This is a genomic window from Hymenobacter sp. H14-R3 (assembly GCF_030063445.1).
GTDB lineage: Bacteria > Bacteroidota > Bacteroidia > Cytophagales > Hymenobacteraceae > Hymenobacter.
The window spans coordinates 1-25,274 of sequence record NZ_JASITD010000002.1 but is presented as its reverse complement, the minus strand read 5'-3'; the positions used below and the strand labels follow the sequence as shown (position 1 = coordinate 25,274).

The window sequence follows — 25,274 nt, the reverse complement described above, 5'->3', positions numbered from 1 at the left end:
AAATGAAACCGCAAAAATAGGCCGCCCGGCGTTGGCAAGCGGCTAGGTGCGCTTGGCCCGGCGGCCGGCGCGCACTAGCTCAGCAAGTTGCGCCGCCTGGGCCTGCCGCGAGTAGCGGGCCGCGCCCGCCGCGGCGGGCAGGTCGAGGTTGGGGCTGCGCAGCCAGCGTTGCGCCAGTTGGTCCAGGGTGCGGCGCATCAGGTCGTAATCGTCGTAGGGCAGGGCTTGGCCCGCGCCCGCTTCGCGCAGAATTTTGTCGGCGTCGGAGCCGGCCGGGCTCACGCACAACACCGGCTTATGCGCCGCCAAATATTCAAAAATCTTGCCCGGCAAAATGCCTTTGTTCAGCGCCACGTCAGGAATTCCCATCAATAACACGCTGCTATTCAATAAGTAAGTAACCGACTCCTGATGCGGTACAAAGGGCAGGAACTCGGTAACCGGGCCGAGGCCCGCGGCCGCCACCTGGCTGCGCACGCCCTCATCTACCTGCCCTACAAAGCGCAGGCGCAGCGGCAAGGCCGGGTAGGCCGCAGCGCAGGCCACCAAGGCCCGCAGCAGCTCCCCGATGCGGTAGCGCGCCGTGATGGTACCCGTGTGCGTGATGCGCAGGCAGTCGGTCGGCGGGGCCGAAACCCCTTGAAAATCAGCTTCATCGTAGCCATTGGGCAGCACCACTATTTTGCCCTTGGCCAGGTCGGGCAGCTTGCGGCGAAACAGCCGCTCGGTTTCGGGCGAGGTTACCAGCACGGCATCGGCCCTGCGCAGCACCTGGCTTTCGTAGCGGGCATCGAGCCAGGCAGCGGCGGCCGTGCGGTGCAGGTCCTTGGTGTAGTAGATGTCGGTCCAGGGGTCGCGCAGGTCGGCCAGCCAGCGCAGGCCGTGCTTCCGTTGCAGCTCTAAACCAATAAGTTGGGTAGAGTGCGGCGGCGAAGAAGTCAGCACCGCATCGAACGTGGCACCCTGGGCCAGTAGCTTTTCCACGGCGGCCAGCGCGTAGGCGTTCCAGCCCCGGCGCGGGTCCGGAATAAACAAGTTGCCCCGCACAAAGCGCATGGCTTTTTGGGTAAAGCCCGGCGTGCCCTCGTTGGCAAAGCCGCCGTGCGGCACGGCCCGGCCGGTCAGCTTTTGGTACGAGCCAAACGGCTCCAGCGTGGCCGTGCGGATAACGCGCACGCTGGCCGGCACCTCGCGCAGCAGGCTTTCGTCGCGCACCGGGTAGGTGGCCTGGTCGGGGTCCACGGTAATCACGGTGGGCTCCACGCCCAGGCCAGGCAGGTATTTCACCCATTTCAGGCAGCGCTGCACGCCGGCCCCGCCCGAAGGTGGCCAGTAGTAGGTAATGACGAGCAGGCGGAGCGGAGGGGAATTCAAAGTGTGCAAAACTACGTTTAGATGCTTATTGCTTCTCCCGTAACTTTGGACTTTCACCAAATAGCCAGTTAGACATGAGCGACGACCAAATGCTGGAATTCATGGCGCAAGTCAGTGATTTTATGCGCTCGACTGACCGGCGATTTGAGCAAACAAACCGGCAAATCGACCAGCTCATCACGGTGATGCACAATGGCTTCGAGCGGGTAAACTCCCAAATGAGCGGCTTGACTTCCCAAGTGGGTGACTTGACTTCCCAAGTGGGTGGCTTGACTTCCCAAGTGAGTGACTTGACTTCCCAAATGAGTGGCTTGACTTCCCAGATGAGTGGCTTGACTTCCCAAATGAGTGACTTAACTTCCCAAGTGAGTGATTTAACGGAAGAAGTTCGCGGCACGAACAAGCGGATAGACCGGCTGACGGACGAAACGAGTGCTATTCGCCGCCGCCTAGATGCCACCTTCGACCAAGCTGGCCACCTCACCGAGCAAACGGAGGAGGCTGCCCTGCGCATCTCACACGTTGAGAAAACCCAGCAGCCCACCAATGCCGAACTGCACCAGCGTCTGCTAGCAGTAGAAACCAAGCTTAACCAAGCTTCCTAAGCCCCAATACAGCCGATAGCAGCCGTCCAAATCTGCGAAATCAGCGCAATCTGTTTAAATCTGCGATTTATGTTTGATAACCTCTCCTCCAAGCTCGATAAGGCCATCAAGACCCTCAAGGGTCAGGGTTCCATCTCCGAAATCAACATTGCCGCCACCGTTAAGGAAATTCGCCGGGCACTGGTCGATGCCGACGTTAACTACAAGGTTGCCAAGGAAGTAACCGACAAGATTAAGGACGAGGCAATGGGCCGCGACGTGCTCACAGCCATCTCGCCGGGCCAGCTCATGGTCAAAATCGTCTACGATGAGTTGACCCTGCTCATGGGCGGCGAGAAGCAGGATATAGTCATCAAGGGCGACCCGGCCGTGGTGCTGCTCTCGGGCCTGCAAGGCTCGGGCAAAACGACCTTCGCCGGCAAGCTGGCTACCTTCATTAAGAAGCAAAACCGCACGGTGCTGCTGGTAGCCTGCGACGTGTACCGCCCCGCCGCCATCGAACAGCTCAAGGTGCTCGGCGAGCAGATTGGGGTAGAAGTGTACTCGGAGCCGGAGAACAAAAATCCGGTCGAAATTTCGCAAAACGCGATTGCCTACGCCAAGAAAAACAACAAGAAAGTAGTCATCGTGGACACCGCCGGCCGCCTGGCCGTGGACGAGCAGATGATGCGCGAAATCGAGGCCGTCAAAAAAGCCATCAATCCCAGCGAAACGCTGTTTGTGGTGGATTCCATGACCGGCCAGGACGCCGTAAACACCGCCAAAACCTTCAACGACCGCCTTAATTTCGATGGTGTAGTACTCACCAAGCTCGACGGCGACAGCCGCGGCGGTGCCGCCCTCTCGATTCGCGCAGTAGTCGAAAAGCCCATCAAATTCATCTCGACGGGCGAGAAGATGGAGGCGCTCGACCTCTTCTACCCCGACCGCATGGCCCAGCGCATCTTGGGCATGGGCGACGTAATCTCGCTCGTAGAGCGTGCCCAGCAGCAGTTCGACGAGGATGAGGCCAAGCGTATCAACGCCAAGATTCGCAAAAACCAGTTCGATTTCAACGACTTCCTCGGCCAGTTGGAGCAAATTAAGAAAATGGGCAACCTGAAGGACTTGGTGGGCATGATTCCCGGCGCGTCCAAGATGATGAAAGATGTCGAAATTGACGACGACGCCTTCAAGCCCGTGGAAAGCATCATCAAGAGCATGACCAAGCAGGAGCGCGCCCAGCCCGACCTCATCAACGGCTCGCGCCGCCGCCGCCTTGCGGCCGGTTCCGGCACCGACATTCAGCAGGTAAACGCCCTCATGAAGCAATTTGAGGACATGCGCAAAATGATGCGCACCATGAATAAAATGAGCCAGACCAAAGGCGGCATGGCCCAAATGGCCAAAATGATGGGTGGTATGAAAGGCGGCGGTATGCCCGGCATGGGCCGCCGCTAAGCCAGCAAATTCAATTACCAAATAAAAATAAATCCCCGACCAAGTCATTGGTCGGGGATTTATTTTTATTTGGTAATTGAAATACGCGGAATATCCTTTTCTCGCAAATCAATATCAGTTGGTAAAGGCTGCTTGGTAAACTCATCAAAGCAAACCGTACCCAAGCCTTTAAACTTCATTTGCGGGTCGTTGATAATGATTACGTGCGGAAAAGTGCCGTATTCTTTATCATCCCGCATTAGAGTTTGCTGGCTGCCAAGGCTAGGGTCATTTAGCACGTTGGCATACACCAGCTGGCCTTGGGGCGCTTGCTTAAAATAAAGCACCTTGCTCTCAATGTGGCCATTACAAGGGTCTGAGCAACCAGTCAAAGACAAGAATAACGCACTTAACATGCTGGTTACTATGAGTCGACTATGCATAATTGAAAAGCGGCTGAATGCAAATTATACGATTGAGAATAAGGCGAAGCGTGTGACTGTGCCAATGCTCGTTACTCGCTCGGTCTACTTACGCTACCAATAGGAGGTAATTCGCTTTCGGTATAGTACTCTCTTTTTTTTGAATTATCACAAGTGGTCATCAGTAGTGCTAGCCAAGCGAAGAGCCCGATACTTATAAAGTAGCGGAATTGCCAGCCGTCTAGTGCACGAAGTATTAACGCGCTGGGTAGAGGGGCGAGAAAAACTATTAGAAGAGGCCAGTCCTCGCCTGCGTAGTGCAACTCCCAGCTTTCCGGATGTGGATTATCATTCATACTTACCCAAGCCTCTTTATGCGAGTAGCCACTCACAATTGGGTTTTGTAAGACATATGTTTTTACAAGTGCGGTTACTAAAAATATGGCTAGCCACATTGCTGGTGCTAGTGATAATCTACCTATACCTAGTACTCGCCTGTTATAAAGCCACACGCCATACATTACGCCAAGGCAGAGAAGTAGGACAGTAAATTCCATGACTCTGCACAAGAGCGAGCAGTAAAAAAACAAAAACTACACCACCGAAAAGTCAAATGAATCTAAAAACTTCGTTGTAAAATTACCAGCTTTGAAATCCTCGCTATCCATCAGCGCCAAGTGAAATGGGATGGTCGTTTTCACGCCCTCTACCACAAATTCGCTCAAAGCGCGCTTCATTTTTACGATGCACTCCTCGCGGGTTTGGGCCACGGTGATGAGTTTGGCAATCATGGAGTCGTAGTTGGGCGGAATCTGGTAGCCGGCATACACGTGGGTATCCACGCGCACGCCGTGGCCGCCGGGAATGTGCAGCGTGGTGATGCGGCCCGGCGCGGGGCGGAAGTTGTTGCGCGGGTCTTCGGCGTTGATGCGGCACTCCATGGCGTGCATCTTGGGGAAGTAGTTTTTGCCCGAAATCGGAATGCCGGCCGCTACTTTAATCTGCTCTTTGATAAGGTCATAATTAACGATTTCCTCGGTCACCGGGTGCTCTACCTGGATGCGGGTGTTCATTTCCATGAAGTAGAAATCGCGATTGGCATCGACCAAAAACTCGATGGTACCTACGCCCTCGTACCCAATGGCCGAGGCGCCAGCAATGGCCGCCGCGCCCATGCGCTCACGCAGGTCGTCGGTCATGAAGGGGGAGGGGGCCTCCTCCACTAGCTTCTGGTGGCGGCGCTGAATGGAGCAGTCGCGCTCCGAGAGGTGGCACACATGGCCGAACTGGTCGCCTACAATCTGAATTTCGATGTGGCGCGGCTCCACCACAAATTTCTCCAAGTACATGCCATCGTTGCCGAAGGCCGCCTTGGATTCAGTACGTGCATCGTCCCAGGCTTTCTGAAATTCGTCGTCGCCGTTGATGATGCGCATGCCGCGCCCGCCGCCGCCCGCCGTGGCCTTGATGATGACGGGGTATTTGATTTCGTTGGCAATTTTCTTGCCCTGCTCCACTGAGTCCAGCAAGCCCACCGAGCCGGGCACTACTGGTACACCAGCCTTAATCATGGTGGCTTTGGCGGTAGCCTTGTCGCCCATCTGGTTTATCATCTCGGGCGTAGCCCCGATAAACTTGATGCCGTTTTCCTGGCAAATACGCGAGAACTCCGCGTTCTCGCTCAGGAAACCGTAGCCGGGGTGAATGGCATCGGCATTGGTAATCTCGGCGGCCGCGATGAGGGTGGGAATATTGAGGTAGCTATGGCTGCTGGCGGGTGGCCCGATGCACACGGCCTCATCGGCAAAGCGCACGTGCAGGCTCTCCTTGTCGGCAGTCGAGTACACGGCCACCGTTTTGATGCCCATCTCGCGGCAAGTGCGAATAACACGCAGGGCAATTTCGCCCCGGTTGGCAATCAGAATTTTATTGAACACAGATTCTTGGCGTTATGAGCGATGAGGAATGAGTTAAAAAGTATGAGTTATGAACTATGAATTGCCATGTAGCTAACTCATAATTCATAACTCACACCTCATAAATCCAAAAAGACTACTCAATCAGAAACAGCGGCTGGTCGTACTCCACGGGGGTAGCGTTTTCTACCAGCACCTTCACGATGCGGCCAGCCTGCTCAGCTTCAATTTCGTTGAACAGCTTCATGGCTTCAATGATGCAGATAACCTGGCCTTTCTCCACCATGTCGCCCACCTGCGCGAAAACGGGTGTATCGGGGCCGCTGCTGCGGTAGAACGTACCAATCATCGGCGACTTGAGCGATGCGTAGCTGGCGCTGGGCGCTGCCTCAGCGGCCGGGGCCACGGGGGCAGCTGGTAGTGCTGGGGCGGCCGCCAGTGGAGCAGCCTGCTGAAGCGCCGCGGCTTGAGCCGCGCCCACCGTTACAATCTGCTTGGTGTTGGGCTCGCGCTGCACCGAGATTTTAAACTCCTCGGTTTCAATATTAACCTTATTGAGGCCCGATTTGGCGATGAAGTCGAGTAATTCTTGGAGTTCTTTAGCTTTCATGGCAGCGTCTTTTTTGGGCGGGTTTTTGGAAGGTTCTTTCGACATGGGGGAGAGAAAGTAGCGTGGACTCTGCGAGTCCGCGCGTGGTTTCGTTGAACAACGTTCTCACGCGCGGACTCGCAGAGTCCACGCTACCACTTACTTAACGCGCTCTACGTACGAGTAGTCGCTGGTTTTGATGCGAATTTTGGTGTCCGTATCAACAAACAGCGGTACCTGAATGCGGGCTCCCGTTTCGACGGTGGCCGCCTTTAGGGTGTTGGTGGCCGTGTCGCCGCGCAGGCCGGGCTCGGTGTAAGTTACCACGAGGTCCACGGTGGTGGGCAGCTCGGCGGTGAGGGGCTGCTCGGTTTCGGCGTGCATGAGAATAGTCACGACCTGACCCTCCTTCATAAGGTCGGCGAAGGGCACCATTTCCTCGTTCAGCACAATCTGCTCGAAGGTGTCATTATCCATGAACGTATAGCCGTAGTCGTCCTTGAACAAATACTGGTGCGGGCGCTGCTCCACGCGGGCGGTTTCAATCTTCACCCCGGCGTTGAAGGTGTTGTCTAACACGCGGCCCGTCTTGATATTGCGCATCTTGGTGCGCACAAAGGCGGGCCCTTTGCCGGGCTTCACGTGCTGAAACTCGGTGATGACGTGCAGGTCATTGTTGTACATGAGCACGAGCCCATTACGGAAGTCGGCGGTGGTTGCCATTGGATTTAAGCTGTTAGCTAATAGCTACTGGCCGTTAGCTTTGGTGATTTATAAAACGTTCTGTATGATGCTGTTAGTAGATAAATTTAACAGCTATAAGCTAGTGGCTAACAGCCAGATTTAGGAGTCATACGCCCATTTGATGTGCATGGCACCCCAGGTGAAGCCGCCGCCGAAGGCCGCGAAAATCAAGTTGTCGCCCTTATGTAGCTGCTTCTCGTAGTCCCAGAGGCAGAGCGGAATGGTGCCGTTGGTGGTGTTGCCGTAGCGCTGAATGTTGAGCATCACCTTTTCGGGGCCGATACCCATGCGGTGGGCAGTAGCATCAATGATACGCTTGTTGGCTTGGTGGGGCACCAGCCAGGCAATATCGTCGTGGCTAAGGCCTTGGCGAGCCATTACTTGCGCGGCCACATCGGCCATGTTGGTAACGGCAAATTTAAAAACTGTGGCACCCTCCTGGTAGATGTAGTGCTCCTTATTGGCCACGGTTTCGGCCGAGGGCGGGCGGCGGCTGCCGCCGGCTTTCTGATGCAGAAACTGCTCGCCGTTACCCTCGGTGCGCAGTACTTGGTCGAGCACGCCGTAGCCGTCGGTGTTGGGTTCCAGTAGCACGGCCCCGGCACCATCGCCGAAAATAATGCAGTTGGCGCGGTCGGTGTAGTCCACGATGGCCGACATTTTATCAGCACCCACTACGATAACCTTCTTGTACATACCTCCCTGGATGAACTGGGCACCGGTAGCGAGCGCGTACAGAAAGCCCGAGCACGCCGCATTCATGTCGTAGCTAAAGGCATTCTTGATGCCCACCGCGTTGGAGATGATGTTGGCCGTGGCCGGAAACAGCACATCGGGCGTCACGGTAGCGCAGATGAGCAGGTCCACTTCCTCGGGGCGGGTATTGGTTTTTTCCAGCAGCCGCTGCACCGCCTGAATGCCCATCACCGAGCTGCCCTGGTCTTTACCCTTCAGAATGCGGCGCTCCTTAATGCCGGTGCGCGAGGTAATCCATTCGTCGGTGGTATCGACCAGTCGCTCCAACTCTTGGTTGGTGAGCACGTAGTCGGGCACGTAGCCTCCGACTCCGGTAATGGCGGCGGTAATCTTCATGAGCGCAAAGGTGCGGCCCAAACCTCAACCGTGCGGCCCTAAGCCGCCTCGGTCAGGGTCAGGATTTGAAAGTGTCTTTAATCTTGTCTACAATCCCTGAGTAGGCCATTTGGTAGCCCTGCATCAGCATATTGCAAATAGCCAAGGGCGTGCTCACGCCGTGGCCAATAATGGCGTTATCGTTGATGCCCAGGATGGGTGAGCCGCCAATAGTTTCGTAGTTTACTTTTTCAAAGAATTCGTCGTTCAGGTTGCGGGTCACCATGATATCGTACATCGACTCAGCCATTTTCAGCATCACGTTGCCCACGTAACCATCGCAGACGATGACGTCGGCCTTGTCGTTGAACAAGTCGCGGCCCTCGATATTGCCGATGAAATGGATGTGTGGGTTCACCTTGAGCAGCTGGTAGGCGGCCTGCGTAACGAGCGGACCTTTGCCCTCCTCTTCGCCCAGGCTCATCAGGCCCACGTTGGGGCGGGCAATGCCGAGCACGTAATGCGCGTAGAGGGAGCCGAGCTCGGCAAATTGCTCCAGCATTTCGGGTTTGCAGTCGGCATTGGCCCCTGCATCAACCAAAATGCCGTAGCCACCCGCCAGCTTGGGTACGAAGTTGGCAATGGCTGGGCGCAGCACGCCGGGCACCGCCTTCACCGTAAACATGGCCCCTACAAGCATGGCACCCGTGTTGCCAGCCGAGCAAAAGGCATCGATTTCGCCGCTATGCAGCAGGCGGTAGCCCACGGCAATGCTGCTGTCCTGTTTTTGCTGGAAGGCTTTGGCGGGGTGCTCACCCATGCCAATAGTTTGCGTGGAGGGCACAAATTGGAGGGCGGCGGCGCTGGGTCCGTAGGACTGCAACAGAGGCAATACTTCGGCTTCCGTACCGATAAGCACTACCTGAGCTTTGCCGGCCAAGCGCTGGGCAGCCAGCACGGCACCGGCCACGGCAGCCTGGGGGGCGAAGTCGCCGCCCATAGCGTCGAGGGCAATTTTCATGAACGCGAATAAAGTAAAGAGTCAGCCATAGAGCGCACAGGCGCGAAACCAAACCGGGCCGGACTGCCAATCTCAAAAGAGCAGTCCGGCCCGATGGTACCGCGAAATAACAACGCTTTCGGCTATTCTTCGTCCGAGCCCGTGTCGCCAGCTGCTGCCGGGGCAGCTACTGAAGCGTAGTTTTTGATGGCCAGCTGGCCATTGTGATACAAATCACCGTCTACTACGTAGGCTTTGTGGCGCAGGTGCAGCTCGCCCGTGTTGGGGCAGATGGTCACGGCTTTAGGGGTCAGCTTGTGGTGGCTACGACGTTTGTCGCGGGTGGCGGTGGAGGTCCGGCGCTTAGGATGTGCCATGGTCTTGGTAAGGGGAAATTAAGAGTTAGGAAGTAGGAATGATGAATTAGCACAGGGTCCTAATTCAGATTTTTGAGGGCTGCCCACCGGGGGTCAGCTGGCTCATCATCATCTGGATTTTCGTTTGGAGGACGAGTTGAGAAAATGAGTTTGGTTTCGGCATCAGGGTCATCATCGGCTTCGTTTTGGAAGCGGGGATGCAGCTTTTTCATGGGCAAAGCTAGGCCGATATAATCGTAGAGGTGCTGCGCAATGTCGAGGGCCATCGTGTCGGGCGTGATTTGCATCACGTCGTCGTCTAGCTCCTTCGCCTCATCACTGTAGCGCACAAGTAGCTTATTCTCAATATCCAGCGGCTGGTCGTACTCGTCTAGGCTGCGGTCGCAGGTGAGGCGCACGGTGCCAGTGATATGCGAATTGATGGTAATAACGCGCTCGCCTTTATCGAGAACGACGTCGGCGTGTAGGTCGCCATCGGCAATAAATTCGCCTTTGGGGTCGAACTGCTCGAAGAAGTCGTGGTCGAGCTCAAAGGCAAAATTATGCGTCTTCAGCGACAGCCGGGCAATGGGCAACTCAAATTGCAGGTCCTTTTTCACAGTTAGCCGAATTAACGGGGGGCAAAGGTACGGGTTTTTGTTGGCTTTATCAAGTCGATTGGGGCGTAGTCAACCAAGCTCAGGCTGTTTTCAGGATAAACTCGGGGCTGATATCGAGCCGCTCGTAGAGTTTTTTGGCTAAGTCCATCGTGACGCGCCGCTTGCCGCTCAGGATTTGGGAGAGGCGGCCGGCGGGTACTTCCAGCAACTGGGCCAGGTCCTTTTGCTTGAGTTGGCGCTGCTGGCGCTTGAGCTCAATCATGGCGGGCAGGGTGGTGGGCTTTTTAGGAATGGGAAACATCTCTTGGCGAAGCTCATAGTCTTGGATGGCAAGAGCCAATTCAAGCGCAGGCGGCTGCAACTCGGGGTGCGCGTCAATATCCTGAACTTCAAGGGCATCGAACTGCCGCAAGGCTTCCCGATATTCTTCTACGGTGTTGATAATCATGGCTTGATGAATAAGACAGTGGAAGCAGCAACGGCATCATATTCTTGGTGAGTGCCAATGAACTTGATGTAAATAGTGCGTACAGAGAAGTTAATGGAGGCAATGAGCCGGTACCGATTACCGCGAATGTTGAACACGAAACGACCATGACCAACATAGTCGGCTGAATTGAACGACTGGCGCACCGCTACACCATTGGCCCAATCGGCGGCTAGTACATGGTGATACCATTCTTCCAAAGCGGCATCGGTATCGGGGTGTGCTTCGGCGAAAGCTCGCAATACCGTACGACTTATAATAACCATTGCGAACAACTAAAAAACGCGGCTGTTGCCAGCCGCGTTTCAAAAGTAGAAAGAAAATTTCGATTTTATAAATTTCTACCGTGCTGAGCGAGGGTCGGCCGCGCCGAGCTGGCGGGCGCGCACGATGTCGCAGGCTAGGTACACGGCGGCCCGGAAGGAAGACGGGTCGGCCACAAACTTGCCGGCGATGCCGTAGGCGGTGCCGTGGTCGGGGGAGGTGCGCACCACGGGCAGGCCGGCGGTGAAGTTGACGCCCTGCTCAAACGCCATGAGCTTGAAGGGAATAAGGCCCTGGTCGTGGTAGAGCGAGAGGGTGGCGTCGAACTGCCGGAACTGGCCGGTGCCGAAGTAGCCATCGGCCGGGTAGGGGCCGAATACGAGGTGGCCATCGTGCTCGAACTGCCGGATAACGGGCGTTACTACATCGGACTCTTCGCGGCCCAGTAGGCCGTTTTCGCCGGCGTGGGGGTTGAGGCCGAGCACGGCGATTTTGGGTTTTAGAATACCAAAATCGTGGTGCAGCGACTTGAGCAGCATGCGGATTTTGGTGCGCAGCAGGTCGCTGGTGAGGCGGGCCGACACGTCTTTGAGCGGGATGTGGCCGGTGGCGGTGGCCACGCGCAGGCTCTGGCCCTCATCGACCAGGAACATGAGGTTGTCGGCGGCCCCGAAGTAGCTGGCTAAGAACTCGGTGTGGCCAGGAAAGCGGAAGTCGTCGGCCTGGGTGTTTTCCTTGCTGATGGGGGCCGTGACGAGGGCATCGAGCAGGCCGGCCTTGAGGTCGCGGGCGGCGCAGAGCAGGCTTTCGCGGGCGGCCTGGCCGCTGGCGGGCGAGGGCTGGCCGGGGGTGAGGTGGAAGTCCTCATCCCAGCACGTAACGGCGTTGAGGCGGCCGGGGGCGATATCGGCCGCATCGCGCAGCTGCCGGAAGGTGAGGGGCTCCGTATTAGGCTCAACGGGAAAATCGTCGAACAGCGCGGTGGCAGTGCCATACACCACGGGCGTGCACTGCTGAAGCAGGCGCTCGTCGCGCAGGGTTTTATAAATGACTTCGGGGCCGATGCCGGCGAGGTCGCCCACGGAAAAGCCGAGGCGGGGAAGGATATTGGACATGACGTTTAGAATACGCCTGTCATGCTGAGCTTGTGAAGTAGCTTATTGAGTTCGAAACCGTTAAGATAAGGAATCAACGGTACGTTCTGCGGGCATAAGATGCTTCCTTCGTCAGCATGATAGACGATTTTTACGCGAGTTGTTTAGTTAGAAATTCATACAGCAAGCGCACGCCGGTGCCGGTGCCGCCTTTGCCGCGATACGAGTCGGGTGCGGTGAGGAAGGCGGGGCCGGCGATGTCGAGGTGCAGCCAGGGCGTGCCCTCGATGAAGCGCTCCAGGAACTTGGCGGCCGAGATGTGGCCGGCTTCGGCCTTGCCCAGGTTGGAGAGGTCGGCGATGTCGGACTTGATGTGTTCGGCGTAATCTTCCCAGAGCGGAAACTCGACCAGGCGCTCGTGCACGCGGTGGGCGGCGGCCAGCAGTTGCTGCGTGGTGTCGGCCTCGGCGGTGCCCATAACGGCGGCCCCTTCGGTGCCGATGGCCCGCACGGCGGCCCCGGTGAGGGTGGCCAAGTCGATAACCAGCGCGGGGTGGTATTTTTTGGCGAAGCTGAGGGCATCGGCTAGCAGCAGGCGGCCTTCGGCGTCGGTATTCTTCACTTCGACGGTGAGGCCCGAGTGCATGGTGAGTACGTCGCCGGGCACGTAGGCGAGGCCGCCGGGGCGGTTGTCGGTGGCGGGCACCAGGCCGATAACGTGCAGTGGCACGTTGTTTTTGGCCAGGGCGTAGAGCACGCCGCCCACGGCCGCGCCGCCAGCCATGTCGCACTTCATCAGGTCCATGCTGTTGGGCGTGGGCTTGAGGCTGAGGCCGCCAGTGTCAAACACTACGCCTTTGCCCACGAGCACGTAAGGATGCTCATTCTGAGCGCCTTCGGGCTTCCACTCCAAGATGCTGAAGGTGGGCGGCTCGGGCGAGCCCAGGTTTACGGCGAGCAGGCCACCCATGCGCAGGCTCTCGATGCGGGCCATGTCGAGGATGTCGGTGGTGTAGCCGGCCGCGTCGCCGGCTTCGGCCAGGCGGTCGGCAAACTGCTGGGCATTCAGCTTGTTGAGGGGCGCGTTGACAAGGTCGCGGGCGAAGGCGACGCCTTCGAGCACGTTTTGCATCGTCGTGATTTGGGCGCCGGTGGCGGCATCGCCCACGAGGCTGACGGTGGTGAGGGCGGCCGCCTGGCGCGACTTCTCGTCCGTTTTATAGCCTTCAAACTCGTAGGCAGAGAGGAACAGGCCTTCGGCCAGCGCGAGGGCGGCGTCGGTGTTTTCGCTCAAGTTTTGGATGAAAACTTCGGCGGTTTTTTCCTTTTTCAGGGCGCCTTGCAGCTGGTGGCCGGCTTTGCGCAGGGCTTCAAGGGCGAGGTCAGCGGTGCGCTTCTCTTCGAGCACCACGAAGTAGTGCTGGTGCGAAAAGTGGTTGAGGGTGATGAATTTCTGGTCGGCGGCCAGGGCGGCTTCGACGTAGGTGCGGGCCTCGGCGGGCAGGTCGGTGGCGGCGGGGCCGGGCAGGGTGGTGAGGCCGGGGGGCAGCACGAATACCTGGGTGGCGTGGGCCGGCGCGGTGGCGGCGTGGGCGAGCGTGAGGGACATAATCGGAATAAGAGGAGCGTAACTTTGGCGTGAAGGTATTGTAAAACGGAGTGGCACTCCGTTTTAGCGTCTGGGCCCGACCAAGCGGAAACGGAGTGCCACTCCGTTTTACCTACCCGAATGATTCTTCGCAAAACTCTGCGGCTTTTGCTGCCGCTTCTCGGCTCCTCGCTGCTGGCCTCGGCCCAGCTGATGCAGCCCAAAGCCGCGTTTACCCGCGCTGACTCGCTGCGCGGCGGGCAGCCGGCCGAGCGCACCTGCTACGACATCAATTATTACCACCTCGACGTGAAGCTCGACGTGGCCAACAAGGCCATCAGCGGCAGCAACCTGTTTCGCTTCACGGCCACGCGCGATTTTACCCGGCTGCAATTCGACCTGTTTGCCAACTTGGCGGTGGAGAAGGTGGACTACCACGGCCGCCCGGTGCCCTTCACCCGCGAGGCCAACGCGGTGTTCGTGACCTTTTCGCAGGCCATTAAGCAGGGTAGCCGCGACGAATTTACGGTTACCTATTCAGGCCAGCCCACCGTGGCCAAAAAAGCGCCCTGGGATGGCGGCCTCGTGTTTACCCAGGATGCGGCCGGGCAGCCGTTTGTGGCCAGCGCCTGCCAGGGCGTGGGGGCCAGCATCTGGTGGCCCACCAAGGACCAACAGGCTGACGAAGTAGATAGTATGCTCATCAGCATTGCTGTGCCCAAGGGCCTGAAGGACGTGAGCAACGGCCGCTTGCGCGGCACCGCCAAGCTGCCCGGCGGCTACACCCGCTACGACTGGGCCGTGACCAACCCCATCAACAACTACGACGTGGCGCTGAATGTGGGTAATTACGTGCATTTCAACGATTTATACCAAGGCGAGGCGGGGCCGCTGACGCTTGATTACTGGGTGCTGCCCGAAAACCTGGCCAGGGCCAAAACGCAGTTTGCCGCCAACGTAAAGCCCATGCTCAAGAGCATGGAATACTGGTTTGGCCCGTACCCGTTCTATAAGGATGGCTACAAGCTGGTGGATGCGCCGCACCTCGGCATGGAGCACCAGAGCGCCGTGGCCTACGGCAACAAGTACCAGAACGGCTACCTGGGCCACGACCGCTCGGGTACCGGCTGGGGCGACAAGTGGGACTTTATCATCATCCACGAAAGCGGCCACGAGTGGTTTGGTAACAACGTAACCAGCAAGGATATAGCTGATATGTGGGTGCACGAGAGCTTCACTACCTACTCCGAAAGCCTGTTTGTGGAAAGCCAGTTTGGCAAGCCGGCGGGGCAGGAATACCTGCACGGCCAGCGCCGCAACATCCAGAACGACGGCCCCATTATCGGCCCCTACGGCGTGAACAAGGAGGGCTCCAGCGACATGTACGACAAGGGCGCGAGCCTGCTCAACATGCTGCGCACGGCCATCAACGACGATGCCAAATGGCGCGGTATTCTGCGCGGCATCTCGCGCACCTTCTACCACCAAACCGTGACCGGCCAGCAGATTATCGACTACATCAACAAGGAAGCCGGCCGCGATTTTAGCCCCGTATTTGCCCAATACTTGCGGCACGGTAGCCTGCCGGTGCTCGAAATGCGCGTGGAGAAAAACCAGTTGCTGGGCCGCTGGGTGGCCGCCGCGCCGGGCTTCGACCTGCCCGTGCGTCTGCGCCTCAAAGGCAGTGAGTACCAGCTCGTAACGCCCACGCCCAAGTGGCAGCCGCTGCCCCTGCCCGGCGCCACCCGCGACAACGTGGAGGTCGATACCTTCAACTACTACGGCGGCGTATTGGTAGACTAAGTACCTAATTTGGATAGGTACTTAAGGGTTGATTATGACTAATTTAAAGATAATATACTTGTAATGAGTAAGTTAATCTACCGCATAGCAACCGAAATCGACGCACCCGCCATCGCCGAGCTGGCCAACCAGCACACCTACCAGCAGCTGAGCGCCCCAGCCCGGGAGAGTGGGTTTTTGACCGGCAATTTTACCGTGCCGGCGCTGGAGGCCATGCTGGCCTCGGTGCCGGGGCAGGTGGTGTACCGGCAGCACGAGCTGGTGGGCTTCGTGGTGAACTCGCGGCTGCCGGCCGAGCGCTACCCGCCGCTGGTGCAGCAACTCGTGGCGCTGCTGCCGACGTTGCGTTACCGAAATCGTCCGCTGGCCGATTACCGGTGGTTTTTCTACGGCCCGGTGCTGGTGCAGCCTGCCTACCGGGGGCAGGGGCTACTGCGGCAGCTGTTTGCGGCCAACCGGCGGGCGCTGGCCGGGCAGTTTGACGTGGGCGTGGCCTTTATTGCCGCCGAAAACGTGGCTTCGCTGCACGTGCACACGCAGAAGCTGGGGCTAGAGGCGGTGGGCAGTCTCGACTTTGCGGGCGTTATGTACGCCGTGCTGGCGTTTGAGGTGGGGTGATGCACCTGCGCTTTTGGGGCTTGGGGCGAGGGCTTCGGGCCGGCTTGCCGATATTTGGGGCACTCCTGGCCTTGTGGTGCCGCCGCTGGCCCCGCTCGCGATGCTCGGCGTTACTCGTTACAACGCAGAAAAGAATGCCTTTGCCTAACATGTTGGCTGGCTGATGAATTAAGCTTTATTCGTAATGACCCTCGAAGAGTTTGAGCGACGTGTAAGCTTCAACGGCGGCCACGATAGAGCGCTGGGTAAATGGAAAATACTTGATGTTCATCATATACCAGAAATTTTTCAGAAACAGCATGAAGTGGACTTCTACTGCTCCGACGGAAAAAGCGTGTACCTGTTGCGCATAAGGCAGAGGGCAGTAGAAGCATATGTCAAAATCACTGGCGAAATAATATACCTCATAGCTGAGCTACCGTTCGATGTGCTTGACGATAAGGTCATTGAAAAAGCGTTGGCGAAGTTTGAGTAAACAAGGAGTAAACAGGGTTTAATAATTTATTATTTTCAGACACATTGACTAGACCTACCGTTCGCCCCAAAAAGCACCTCGGCCAGCATTTTCTTGCCGACCCCAATATTGCCCGTCGCATTGTGGAGAGCCTACGCCTGCCCGATGCCGTGCGTGAGGTGCTCGAAATCGGCCCCGGCATGGGCGTGCTTACGCAGTACTTGCTGGCCAACAGCGCCTACCAGACCAGCGTGGTCGAGATTGATACCGAGTCGGTGGCCTACCTCACCGAGCACTACCCGGCGCTGACCCCGCGCATTCACGCCACCGATTTTTTGCGGCAAGACCTGGGCGTGATGTTCCCAGATACGCCGCTGGCCATCATCGGTAATTTCCCCTATAACATTAGTACCCAAATATTTTTCCAGGTGTTGGAAAGCCGCCAGCAGGTGCGCGAAGTGGTGGGTATGCTGCAAAAAGAAGTGGCCGAGCGCCTGGCCGAGCCGCCCGGCTCCAAAACCTACGGCATTTTGAGTGTGCTGCTGCAAGCCTACTACGACATCGAATACCTGTTTACGGTGCCGCCCCACGTATTTGTGCCGCCGCCCAAGGTCGAGTCGGCCGTGGTGCGCCTCACCCGCAACCAAACCGAGCGGCTGGATTGCGACGAGAAGCTGTTTTTTCGGGTGGTGAAGCAGGCGTTTTCGACCCGCCGCAAAACCCTGCGCAATGCCTTGCGGCCACTGGGCCTTTCCACGGAGACAATGGCCGACGAGATTTTTGACAAGCGCGCCGAGCAGTTGGGTGTGGCTGATTTTGTGATGCTGACCAATTTGGTGGCAAATCAGGCGTAGTGACGGGTACTTGTGCCTGCTTGGTAATCCGTATAACGTACTACTTGTTGATTGCCACTTTGTCTATTTTGCTATGCTGCGCAATTCATTATTAATCAGCGGGTTGATTTCAATGAGCTGCATCCCAGCTCAGCAAAGCCCCTACTTTGCCGGCTGCATCGAGTACGAAAACGAGTACCAGAACACGGCCGGCGAAGCGATGTACTACGCCGTGAAGCCTAGGAACTGGTTCTACGTGCAGGGCAATAATTTCAAGATGTACGACCGCAAAAAGGCGCTGCAAGAGCTATACGTGGGCGCTACCAATTCCCTCTACCACTTCGAGCAGGGCAAAGCGGTGCTGGTGGCCGACACGGCCCGGCGCTCGGCACCCGCTACCATCAACTGCTTGGCTACTACGGCCACCATCCTGGGCTACCCGTGCCAGATGCTGCAACTGGTGCGGGGCGGCGTGTCGAGCCTGGTTTTTTACTCCGATGCGGTGCGCGTGCGGCCGGCTGATTTCCGCCAGGGCCGCTCTTCAAGCTGGTACGAGCTGCTGCAAGCCACCGACGGCGCGTTGCCGCTGCGCACAATCAGCGTGAATGCCGAGCATGGCATCACGGCTACCAGCGAGGCTATTGCGGTGCGGCCTATGGCGCTGGCGGCGGCCGATTTTACCACCACCGCACCGGCGCACTAGCTTGGTTCAACCTAGGTAAACGCTACGGAGGCAGCCCGCCGGCCGGAGTTGGGTCATTTGCCTGCCCAACTTGTTAGGGAAGCGCAACTAAGTAGCCGGGTACGCTACGCCTCCAACTAGTACCCGCTTGATAACGCCATGACGCTCTGCCTGATAATCGACGATATGCACCCCTCGCTTTTGCCCATGCTCCGCAGCATCGGCGTGGAGGGCGACTACCAACCCAAGCTGCTGGCCGCCGACGTACCCGCTGCCCTGGCCGCCCGGCCCTACGCGGGCCTCCTGGTGCGCAGCAAGCTGCGCGTGGCGGCCAGCCTGCTAGCCCACGGCCCGCAGCTGCGCTACGTGGCCCGCGCCGGCGCGGGCATCGACAATATCGATGTGGACGCCCTGGCGGCGGCCGGCGTGGTGCTGGTGAATGCGCCCGAGGGCAACCGCGACGCGGTGGGCGAGTTTGCCACCGGCCAGCTGCTGGCCCTGCTGCGCCACAGCATCACGGCCGATGCCGAAGTGCGCCGCGCCGAGTGGCACCGCGAGGCCAACCGCGGCGAGGAGCTGGGCACCAAAACCGTGGGCCTGCTCGGCTACGGCCACATGGGCCGCGCCTTTGCCCGGCGGCTGCGCGGCTTCGGCTGCACCGTGCTGGCGCATGATAATGACCCCGAAGTAGTTAGTGATGGTAATGCCGAGCTGGTGCCGCTGGCCGAGTTGCATACCCGTGCCGAGGTAATAAGCATTCATATCCCGTATTCGGCGGCTAATCATGAGGTGGTAAATGAGGCGTTTCTGGCCGAATTTGCCCACCGCATCTGGTTCGTGAACACGGCCCGGGGCGAGGTGGTGGACCAGGCCGCCCTGGTGGCGCGGCTGCAAAGCGGCCAGGTGCGCGGCGCGGCCCTCGATGTGCTGGCCAACGAAAAGCTGGCCACCCTCACGCCCGCCCAGCAGGCCAGCTTCGACTACCTGCGCGCCGCCCCCCACGTGGTGCTCTCGCCCCACATCGGCGGCTGGACGCACCAAAGCTACCAGCGCATCAATGAGGTGCTGGTGGCCAAGCTCGAAAAACTACTGGCTAATGATATAGTGGTGAATGGGTAACGGCTAGGGTAGCTGGGCCCCTGGCCGCCATTATCGGGCACCAGTACCCATTCTTCATTATTTAGCCTATCTTTGTCTGACCAAGTAGGGGAGAACGGCTGGCCAATGTGCCAGCCGTTCTCTTTCTTTTTTACCTGACCCACCCGCTACGCGAAAACAGTCCTGCAATACGATGGCTACTATCAATTATTACACCGCCGAGGGCCTGCAAAAGCTGAAAGACGAACTCCAGGAGCTCAAAGTACGCGGCCGCGCCAAGGCCGCCGAAGACCTGCGCGAAGCCCGCGATAAAGGCGACCTGAGCGAGAACGCCGAGTACGACGCCGCCAAGGACGCCCAGGGCCTGCTCGAACTCAAAATATCGAAGCTCGAAGAAGTGCTGGGCAACGCCCGCGTGGTGGACGAGACGAACATGGATTTCAGCAAAGTGCTCATTCTGAGCAAGGTAAAGCTGAAAAACCTCAAAAATAACATGGTGCTCGACTACCTGCTGGTGGCCGAAGAAGAAGCCGACCTGGCCGCCGGCAAAATCTCGGTAAAGTCGCCCATCGGCAAGGGCTTGCTGGGCAAGGAAGCGGGCGACGTGGCCGAAATCACGGTGCCCGCCGGCAAGCTCCAGTTCGAGATTCTGGAAGTAGGCCGGTAAGCCGGGAGCTGAGTAAGTGCGTAAATGAGTAAGGTGGGGCGCTGGCTCCACCTTTTTTGCGTTTATTCGCCCTGTATTGCGACGTGCCGAATTACCAGGCGCCAACCAGTAGCCAACCCATTTTACTCATTTACTCCCTTACTCATTTACCGATGCCTTCCATATTTTCCCGCATCGTTTCGGGCGAGCTGCCCGCCTACAAAGTAGCCGAAGACGCTGACCACCTGGCTTTTCTCGATATTACGCCGCTGGTGGAGGGCCACACGCTCGTCATTCCTAAGAAGGAAATTGACTACATCTTCGACCTCTCGCCGCAGGCGCTGGCGGCGCTGCACGTGTTTGCGCAGCGCGTGGCCAAGGGCATGGCGGCGGCCGTTCCTTGCAAGCGCATCGGCGTAGCCGTGATTGGGCTGGAGGTGCCGCACGCCCACATTCACCTCATTCCGATGAATAAGGTGGCGGATATGAACTTCGCCAACCCTAAAATAACCGTGCCCGCCGCCCGCATGCAGGAGCTGGCCACCGCCATCGCCGCCCAGGTAGAAGGCGGCAGCGGCCTGCCCACCGCGCCAGCGGCAGCCACCCTGGTTACCGCCGCCTCCGACCCCAACGACGCCACCCTGGCCCAGCTGCAAAAGCTCACGGCCGGCCTCAACTTCATCAGTGAAGCCGATGCGCCGCTGGAAGCCGTAAGCTACGCCGCGCCCGTTGGTGACTTGGGTAACACGCAATTGCTGAAGGTATTAGGTGAGCCCGCCGATGCCCAGGTGCAAACCAAGGAGCTAACTGTGTTCCTCAGCAACCACACCGCCGACAACGGCGTAACCGGCGACGTGAAGCTGGCCAACCGCTTCAAAGCCCTCCAGATGTACCTTAAGCAGGAGCTGGACGGCGTGCAGGTTTACCGCATCGGCACTGCGCCGCAGCTGCACGCTTACGCCCTGGGCCGCGACGTAGCCGGCCGCCTGGCGGGCTTCAAAACCGTGCTTACGGAGAGCTAGCCTGCGTAACTGCTGCTCCAAAAGAACGTCTGTTAGTGCGAGCAGCGCGAAGCAATCGCACCAGAACATCGTCGTGCGGGTATCGTTCGGGGGCGATTGCCGCGCTCCACTGCGTTGCGCTCGCAATGACAGACGTTTTGCATAAGTTCTCTTTGAGCTAGTTGCGTCCGGTAAATAAGGTTGTTTTCTGAATCAAGATATTGATTATGAGTAAAATAAGCGTACTCCTGTTTACAGTGGCCCTGCTATTCGGCCGCGTGGCCGCCGCCCAGGGCATCGACCAGGTTGCAGAGGATGTGCTGTCGGCCGTGAAGCCGGGCGCGCTCGAAGCGCACGTGCGCTACCTGGCCGACGACCGCCTGCGGGGCCGCCTGCCCGGCACGCCCGGCTACCAGCTGGCCGTTGACTACGTAACCAAGCAACTCAAGGAAATGGGGGTGACGCCGGCCGGCGAGCACGGTGGCTACACCCAGCTCGTGCGCCTGCGTCGCGCCTTTGTGGAGCCGGGCGCAACGCTCGGCTACCAGCCCACGGCCGGGGCCGCGCAGCCGCTGGCCTATGGCGTGGCCGCCACCGTGTACCCCAACCCCGGCCAGGCCGAAGTCAGTGTGGAAGGCGCGCCGCTGGTGTTTGCGGGTTACGGCATCTCGGCCCCCGTGCTGAGATACGACGACTACGCCGGCCTCTCGGCCAAGGGTAAAGTGGTGGTGGTGGCCCGGCAGGCCCCCCAACAATTTGCTGATAATGAGCGCCAATATTTCATGGACCTGCGCACGGTGCTCGAAACCGCCGCCCGCCACGGCGCGGTGGGCGTGCTGCTGGTGGCTGCCCACGCCGAGGCCAAGCTGCCGGAGTATCCGAAGGGCCAGGTGAGCGCGCTGGGCGCGGGCGGCCGGGTGGTGGTGTCGCGGAGCTGCGCGGCGGGGTCGGCGCAGCTGGTGGCGGCCATCAGCCCGGCCACTTTGCAGCAGCTGTTTGCCGGCGCGGCTCTGGATACCGGCCAGGTGATGAGCATACTGCGCAGCGGAAAGCCGGCTTCGCAGGTGTTGCCGGGCCGCTTTAGTGCCCACTACCGCAGCCGCTACCAGGATGCGGATAGCTACAACGTGGTGGGCAAGATTGAGGGCTCCGACCCGCTGCTGCGCGGCACCTACGTGGTGCACAGCGCCCACCTCGACCACCTGGGTGTGGGCGCGCCCGTGGCCGGCGACTCCATCTACAACGGCGCGCACGACAATGCCACGGGCGTGGCCAGCGTGCTGGAAATAGCGCGGTTATACACCAGGCTCAAGCCGCGGCCGCGCCGCTCGGTGCTGCTGGTGCTAGTGACTGGCGAGGAGATGGGCTTGCTCGGCTCGGCCTACTTCGCGCGGTTTCCAACGGTGCCGGCGGTGTCGCTGGTGGCCGATATCAACACCGATATGCCCACCCTCATTGCCCCGTTGCTGAGCGTGGTGCCGCTGGGGGCCGACCACTCGTCGCTACTCAGGCAGGTGCAGTTGGCGGCGCGCTTGCTTCAGCTGGCCATCGAGCCCGACCCCGAGCCGACCCAAAACCGCTTTATCCGTAGCGACCAGTACAGCTTCGTGGTGCAGGGCGTGCCGGCGCTGCACATCAAGTATGGCAACCGCACGGCCGATGGCCAAAACAACCTCAGCGAAACGGTGCAGAAGTGGCGCGCCCTCACCTACCACAAGCCCCAGGATAACTACGTGGGTGGCACCTTCGACTGGGCGGCGGGCGTGAAATACGTGCAGCTCAACTTCCTCATTGGCTACCAGCTGGCCCAGGACCCGCGCTACCCCACTTGGAACAAAGGTGACTTTTTTGGGGCACGCTTTGGGAAATAAACCTGCTTGAATACCGGCGTATATGCAACTGGCTCGGGGGCCGCTAGTCTATCAAAAAGTCAGGGAAATTCTCCTGGCTTTTTCTTTCTTCAGCGCCGATGAAAACGCTCCGCGTCAGCTTGCTCTGCCTTTTTCTTTTGCAAACGGCCCTGGCGTGGGCGCTCAAACCTAGCCGCGAGTGGGCCGCCACGCCCGACTCGGTGGGCCTGGCCTACCAAAGCCTCACGCTGGCCACGCCCGACCACGCCCAGCTGGCCACCTGGGTAATTGAGCCCACCACCGCCGCCCCCGACCAGCACACCACGCTGGTGCTGGCCTATGGCGACGCCGGCAACATGGGCAACTGGGTGCACCAGGCGCGGGCCCTGGCCAGCGCGGGCTACCGCGTGTATCTGTTTGATTACCGGGGCTTTGGCCACAGCTCTGACTTTGTCATTAACCTCAACCGGCTGTATTACCACGAGTTTGCCCTGGACTTGAATACCGTGCTGGCCGATGCCAAGCGCCGCTACCCGCGCAACCGCACCGGCATCCTGGGCTTTTCGATGGGTACCATTATGAGTGCCGAGGTAGCGGCGGCCCACCGCTGCGATTTTTTTATCGCCGAAGGCTACGTGGGTAATCCACAGGCTATTGTGGCCAACGTGCTGAAAAACAAGCATAAGCAGCTCAGCCTGCCCGCCGAGGCGGCCCGCTACGCCCGCCTGGCCCCGCGCATCAACTGCCCCTGGCTGCTCATTGCGGGCACCCAGGACGTGAACACGCCGCTCGCCGACTCGGCGGCCGTGGTGCAGGCGGCGCGCCGGGGCCAGCGCCGAGAGCTTATTTCCTTTGCTGGTGAGCACTCGGCGGGCTTCTACACGCTGTCAGACAAGGAGTTTGGCGACTTGTACGTGGCGGCCATCCGGCGCTTTTTGGCGGTTGGCGGGAAGGGATAGGTGCTTTCGGCATTAGGGCGTGAGGTTGATTGGCCAAAACGGTCGTTTATACCAAAAAAAGAACGTCATGCTTCCTTGCGGTCTGCATGACGCTCTGCTAAAGCCCTGTTCAATAAAGTTTTACCGCCGCTCCGCTGCCCGGCCGCTGTCCACTACACTTTGCAATTGCGCCTGGGTGGCGGCGGGCAGGGCGCTGAAAATATCGAGGCCTGAGGCGGCTTCTATCTTGTCGACCGAGGTCAGGTATTGCGGCCACTGCGGGCTGATGCTATTGTCGTTGGGCGTATCGATGGCTAGCACGCGGCCCTGGCCGGCAATGATGCGCTGGCGGTCGTTGCTGCCTTCGGGCAGGAAAATAATGACTTTCCAGACGTGGGCAGGCACCGTTACGCGGCCCTGGTCTATGGTGCTGGCGGGGCCGTTTTTGCCAGTGCCGCCGCGGCCGTAGCTACCCATGAGCACGTAGGCTTCCTGGCCGGCCTCCACTTGGGCGCGGGTATATTCTTCGAGGTGGGCCCAGGTTTGCTGGTTGTTTTGGGGGGCCTGGGGCACCATGTTGCTCATCAGGAAGGTGGCCGAGTTGTCGTCGAGGGCGGCAGTGCGGTCGCCGCTGGGGCAGTTGTGGCCCTTGTCGAAGCCCGAGCCGCCGTAGCTCTGGGGCGTTACCTGGTAAAACTGCCGGGGTAGGCCGGGGTCAGTCCGAAAGTCGTTTTGGCGCGGCGCGTTCTTGGTAATATCGGTGCGCCCCACGTGCCAGCTCGTCCAGATGGGAATGCCGCGCTGGGCGTTGTAGCCGGTGGCAAACTGCGGCCGCGTAAGCAGGTAGTTGGTATTGTTACTGGGGTCGGAGGTGGCGCCGCTGGGGTTGCCGAGCAAGAGGTTATCGTTATCAATGCCAGCTAGTTGGCTACCAGCGCTCGGTGCCTGCACGGGCCGGACCGGGGTGGGGGCGGGCGTGTTCCGGTTTTTGAAATAATCATCCGTTGGTGCAGGCGCTGGGCTGGGAGCGGGGCGGCCGGCGGGGGCTGCTGCAACCGGGCCGCCCGCCGTTTCGAGGCGGATATCATCCAGGTTGAGGCGGCCCTTACCAGCGTCGGTTTTGCGGATTTCGAGGCGTAGCGGCTCGTTGGCCAGGCCCGCAAACAGGGCCGGGCGTAGAGCCGGGCCGGTGGCGGTTTGGGGCTGGCCGTTGCGCTGCCAGGTGCGGCCGTGGTCGCGGCTCACCCATAGCTCCCAGGTGCTGGGGCCGTCGTTGCCGTAGGCGGCCGCCAAAACGCTGATGCGCCGGATGCCGGCTGGCGCGTCAAACTGCATAGTGAGCTTGCCCCCGGCGCGCAGGCGGGCGGCGTGCTCACCGGCCTTGTGGTCTTGCTCGGTGCTGCCAATCAGGCCGTTAGTGAATAGCCAGGGGCCGGTAACCAGGGCCACGTCGGCGGTTTCGTAGGCGCTCTTGCTGCCAGTTTCGAAGGTTTCGGGGAAGGCGCCGGCCGGGGCCTGGGCCGGGCGGGCCCCGGTGGCCGCCGGGGCCGACGACTCGGCCGCCGGCTGCGAGCACGCCAGCAGCGCCGGCAGCAAAAGCAAAGTGTAAAAACGCATGGGGCGAAAGTAACAGGCGCGGGGCCAGGAACGTGAAAAAGGCCCGCAGCAACGCTACTGGTTGAAAAACATTAGATAGTCGGGTATAATTTAGCAAGTTTGATGCGAGCATCGGCCGTTTTGAATTGCCAGTTGCGGGGCTTGGGCCGCGCATTCTGGCGGTCTTGCCACTGTTCTACCACTTG

Annotated in this window: 25 protein-coding genes and 1 pseudogene; 12 read left to right on the top strand and 14 right to left on the bottom strand. The window is 59.3% G+C overall.

Going from position 1 to position 25,274, the window contains the following annotated elements:
- Window positions 1–42 precede the first annotated feature (42 nt).
- Complete coding sequence (locus tag QMK33_RS02045; protein WP_283562880.1) at window positions 43–1,374, bottom strand: glycosyltransferase family 4 protein; 1,332 nt, start codon at window positions 1,372–1,374, stop codon at window positions 43–45.
- A 44-nt stretch (window positions 1,375–1,418) separates the two neighbouring features.
- Here QMK33_RS02045 and QMK33_RS02040 point away from each other — a divergent pair.
- Together QMK33_RS02040 and ffh are read left to right on the top strand one after the other, a co-directional pair.
- Window positions 1,419–1,979, top strand: a pseudogene (locus tag QMK33_RS02040) (hypothetical protein); the annotation flags it as partial.
- A gap of 69 nt (window positions 1,980–2,048) precedes the next feature.
- Window positions 2,049–3,419 carry a signal recognition particle protein gene (gene ffh, locus QMK33_RS02035; RefSeq protein ID WP_283562878.1) on the top strand — a complete coding sequence of 457 codons (1,371 nt, stop codon included), beginning with the start codon at window positions 2,049–2,051 and terminating at the stop codon, window positions 3,417–3,419.
- Between the two features lie 65 nt (window positions 3,420–3,484).
- Here the strand turns inward: ffh and QMK33_RS02030 are convergent, their stop codons facing one another.
- The 12 genes from QMK33_RS02030 to QMK33_RS01975 form a co-directional block, all read right to left on the bottom strand.
- Window positions 3,485–3,796 carry a hypothetical protein gene (locus tag QMK33_RS02030; protein WP_283562877.1) on the bottom strand — a complete coding sequence of 104 codons (312 nt, stop codon included), beginning with the start codon at window positions 3,794–3,796 and terminating at the stop codon, window positions 3,485–3,487.
- A 617-nt stretch (window positions 3,797–4,413) separates the two neighbouring features.
- Window positions 4,414–5,757, bottom strand: a complete 1,344-nt coding sequence (gene accC / locus QMK33_RS02025; protein ID WP_283562876.1) for an acetyl-CoA carboxylase biotin carboxylase subunit — start codon at window positions 5,755–5,757, stop codon at window positions 4,414–4,416.
- Window positions 5,758–5,872: 115 nt separating this feature from the next.
- Window positions 5,873–6,346, bottom strand: a complete 474-nt coding sequence (gene accB, locus QMK33_RS02020; RefSeq protein WP_283563200.1) for an acetyl-CoA carboxylase biotin carboxyl carrier protein — start codon at window positions 6,344–6,346, stop codon at window positions 5,873–5,875.
- A gap of 138 nt (window positions 6,347–6,484) precedes the next feature.
- A complete protein-coding gene (gene efp / locus QMK33_RS02015; protein ID WP_283562875.1) occupies window positions 6,485–7,048 on the bottom strand; it encodes an elongation factor P in 564 nt (187 codons plus the stop codon).
- A gap of 120 nt (window positions 7,049–7,168) precedes the next feature.
- On the bottom strand, window positions 7,169–8,161 hold the full coding sequence (locus QMK33_RS02010; protein ID WP_283562874.1) for a beta-ketoacyl-ACP synthase III: 993 nt from the start codon (window positions 8,159–8,161) through the stop codon (window positions 7,169–7,171).
- Window positions 8,162–8,219: 58 nt separating this feature from the next.
- Complete coding sequence (gene plsX, locus QMK33_RS02005; protein WP_283562873.1) at window positions 8,220–9,161, bottom strand: phosphate acyltransferase PlsX; 942 nt, start codon at window positions 9,159–9,161, stop codon at window positions 8,220–8,222.
- Window positions 9,162–9,283: 122 nt separating this feature from the next.
- Entirely contained in the window at window positions 9,284–9,517 is a 234-nt protein-coding gene (gene rpmF / locus QMK33_RS02000) for a 50S ribosomal protein L32 (RefSeq protein ID WP_283562872.1), read from the bottom strand.
- Window positions 9,518–9,576: 59 nt separating this feature from the next.
- Window positions 9,577–10,116, bottom strand: coding sequence for a YceD family protein (locus QMK33_RS01995; RefSeq protein WP_283562871.1), 540 nt, complete (start codon window positions 10,114–10,116; stop codon window positions 9,577–9,579).
- A 79-nt stretch (window positions 10,117–10,195) separates the two neighbouring features.
- Window positions 10,196–10,564 (bottom strand): helix-turn-helix domain-containing protein, encoded by a 369-nt coding sequence (locus QMK33_RS01990; protein WP_283562870.1) that lies wholly within the window; start codon window positions 10,562–10,564, stop codon window positions 10,196–10,198.
- A complete protein-coding gene (locus QMK33_RS01985) occupies window positions 10,561–10,869 on the bottom strand; it encodes a type II toxin-antitoxin system HigB family toxin (protein ID WP_283562869.1) in 309 nt (102 codons plus the stop codon). Before QMK33_RS01985 ends, QMK33_RS01990 begins: the two co-directional genes overlap by 4 nt.
- A gap of 75 nt (window positions 10,870–10,944) precedes the next feature.
- Complete coding sequence (gene pdxA / locus QMK33_RS01980) at window positions 10,945–11,982, bottom strand: 4-hydroxythreonine-4-phosphate dehydrogenase PdxA (protein WP_283562868.1); 1,038 nt, start codon at window positions 11,980–11,982, stop codon at window positions 10,945–10,947.
- Window positions 11,983–12,112: 130 nt separating this feature from the next.
- On the bottom strand, window positions 12,113–13,570 hold the full coding sequence (locus tag QMK33_RS01975; RefSeq protein WP_283562867.1) for a leucyl aminopeptidase family protein: 1,458 nt from the start codon (window positions 13,568–13,570) through the stop codon (window positions 12,113–12,115).
- A 147-nt stretch (window positions 13,571–13,717) separates the two neighbouring features.
- Here QMK33_RS01975 and QMK33_RS01970 point away from each other — a divergent pair, with 147 nt between their 5' ends.
- From QMK33_RS01970 to QMK33_RS01920, 10 genes are all read left to right on the top strand, one after another.
- On the top strand, window positions 13,718–15,352 hold the full coding sequence (locus tag QMK33_RS01970) for a M1 family metallopeptidase (protein ID WP_283562866.1): 1,635 nt from the start codon (window positions 13,718–13,720) through the stop codon (window positions 15,350–15,352).
- A 63-nt stretch (window positions 15,353–15,415) separates the two neighbouring features.
- Complete coding sequence (locus QMK33_RS01965; protein WP_283562865.1) at window positions 15,416–15,970, top strand: GNAT family N-acetyltransferase; 555 nt, start codon at window positions 15,416–15,418, stop codon at window positions 15,968–15,970.
- Between the two features lie 184 nt (window positions 15,971–16,154).
- Window positions 16,155–16,445, top strand: coding sequence for a hypothetical protein (locus QMK33_RS01960; RefSeq protein WP_283562864.1), 291 nt, complete (start codon window positions 16,155–16,157; stop codon window positions 16,443–16,445).
- Between the two features lie 44 nt (window positions 16,446–16,489).
- Window positions 16,490–17,278 carry a 16S rRNA (adenine(1518)-N(6)/adenine(1519)-N(6))-dimethyltransferase RsmA gene (rsmA, locus tag QMK33_RS01955; protein WP_283562863.1) on the top strand — a complete coding sequence of 263 codons (789 nt, stop codon included), beginning with the start codon at window positions 16,490–16,492 and terminating at the stop codon, window positions 17,276–17,278.
- Between the two features lie 112 nt (window positions 17,279–17,390).
- Window positions 17,391–17,960 (top strand): hypothetical protein, encoded by a 570-nt coding sequence (locus QMK33_RS01950; RefSeq protein ID WP_283562862.1) that lies wholly within the window; start codon window positions 17,391–17,393, stop codon window positions 17,958–17,960.
- A gap of 138 nt (window positions 17,961–18,098) precedes the next feature.
- Entirely contained in the window at window positions 18,099–19,058 is a 960-nt protein-coding gene (locus tag QMK33_RS01945) for an NAD(P)-dependent oxidoreductase (protein WP_283562861.1), read from the top strand.
- Between the two features lie 172 nt (window positions 19,059–19,230).
- Window positions 19,231–19,704 carry a transcription elongation factor GreA gene (gene greA, locus QMK33_RS01940; RefSeq protein ID WP_283562860.1) on the top strand — a complete coding sequence of 158 codons (474 nt, stop codon included), beginning with the start codon at window positions 19,231–19,233 and terminating at the stop codon, window positions 19,702–19,704.
- 152 nt (window positions 19,705–19,856) lie between these two features.
- Window positions 19,857–20,705 (top strand): nuclease A inhibitor family protein, encoded by an 849-nt coding sequence (locus QMK33_RS23460; RefSeq protein WP_349361669.1) that lies wholly within the window; start codon window positions 19,857–19,859, stop codon window positions 20,703–20,705.
- A 206-nt stretch (window positions 20,706–20,911) separates the two neighbouring features.
- Window positions 20,912–22,555, top strand: a complete 1,644-nt coding sequence (locus QMK33_RS01925; RefSeq protein ID WP_283562859.1) for a M28 family peptidase — start codon at window positions 20,912–20,914, stop codon at window positions 22,553–22,555.
- A gap of 98 nt (window positions 22,556–22,653) precedes the next feature.
- Window positions 22,654–23,493 carry an alpha/beta hydrolase family protein gene (locus tag QMK33_RS01920; RefSeq protein ID WP_283562858.1) on the top strand — a complete coding sequence of 280 codons (840 nt, stop codon included), beginning with the start codon at window positions 22,654–22,656 and terminating at the stop codon, window positions 23,491–23,493.
- A 120-nt stretch (window positions 23,494–23,613) separates the two neighbouring features.
- On the opposite strand, the gene QMK33_RS01915 is transcribed toward QMK33_RS01920, so the two are convergent.
- Window positions 23,614–25,089: a DNA/RNA non-specific endonuclease gene (locus QMK33_RS01915; RefSeq protein WP_283562857.1), complete on the bottom strand. Its 1,476-nt coding sequence runs from the start codon at window positions 25,087–25,089 to the stop codon at window positions 23,614–23,616.
- Window positions 25,090–25,274 lie beyond the last annotated feature (185 nt).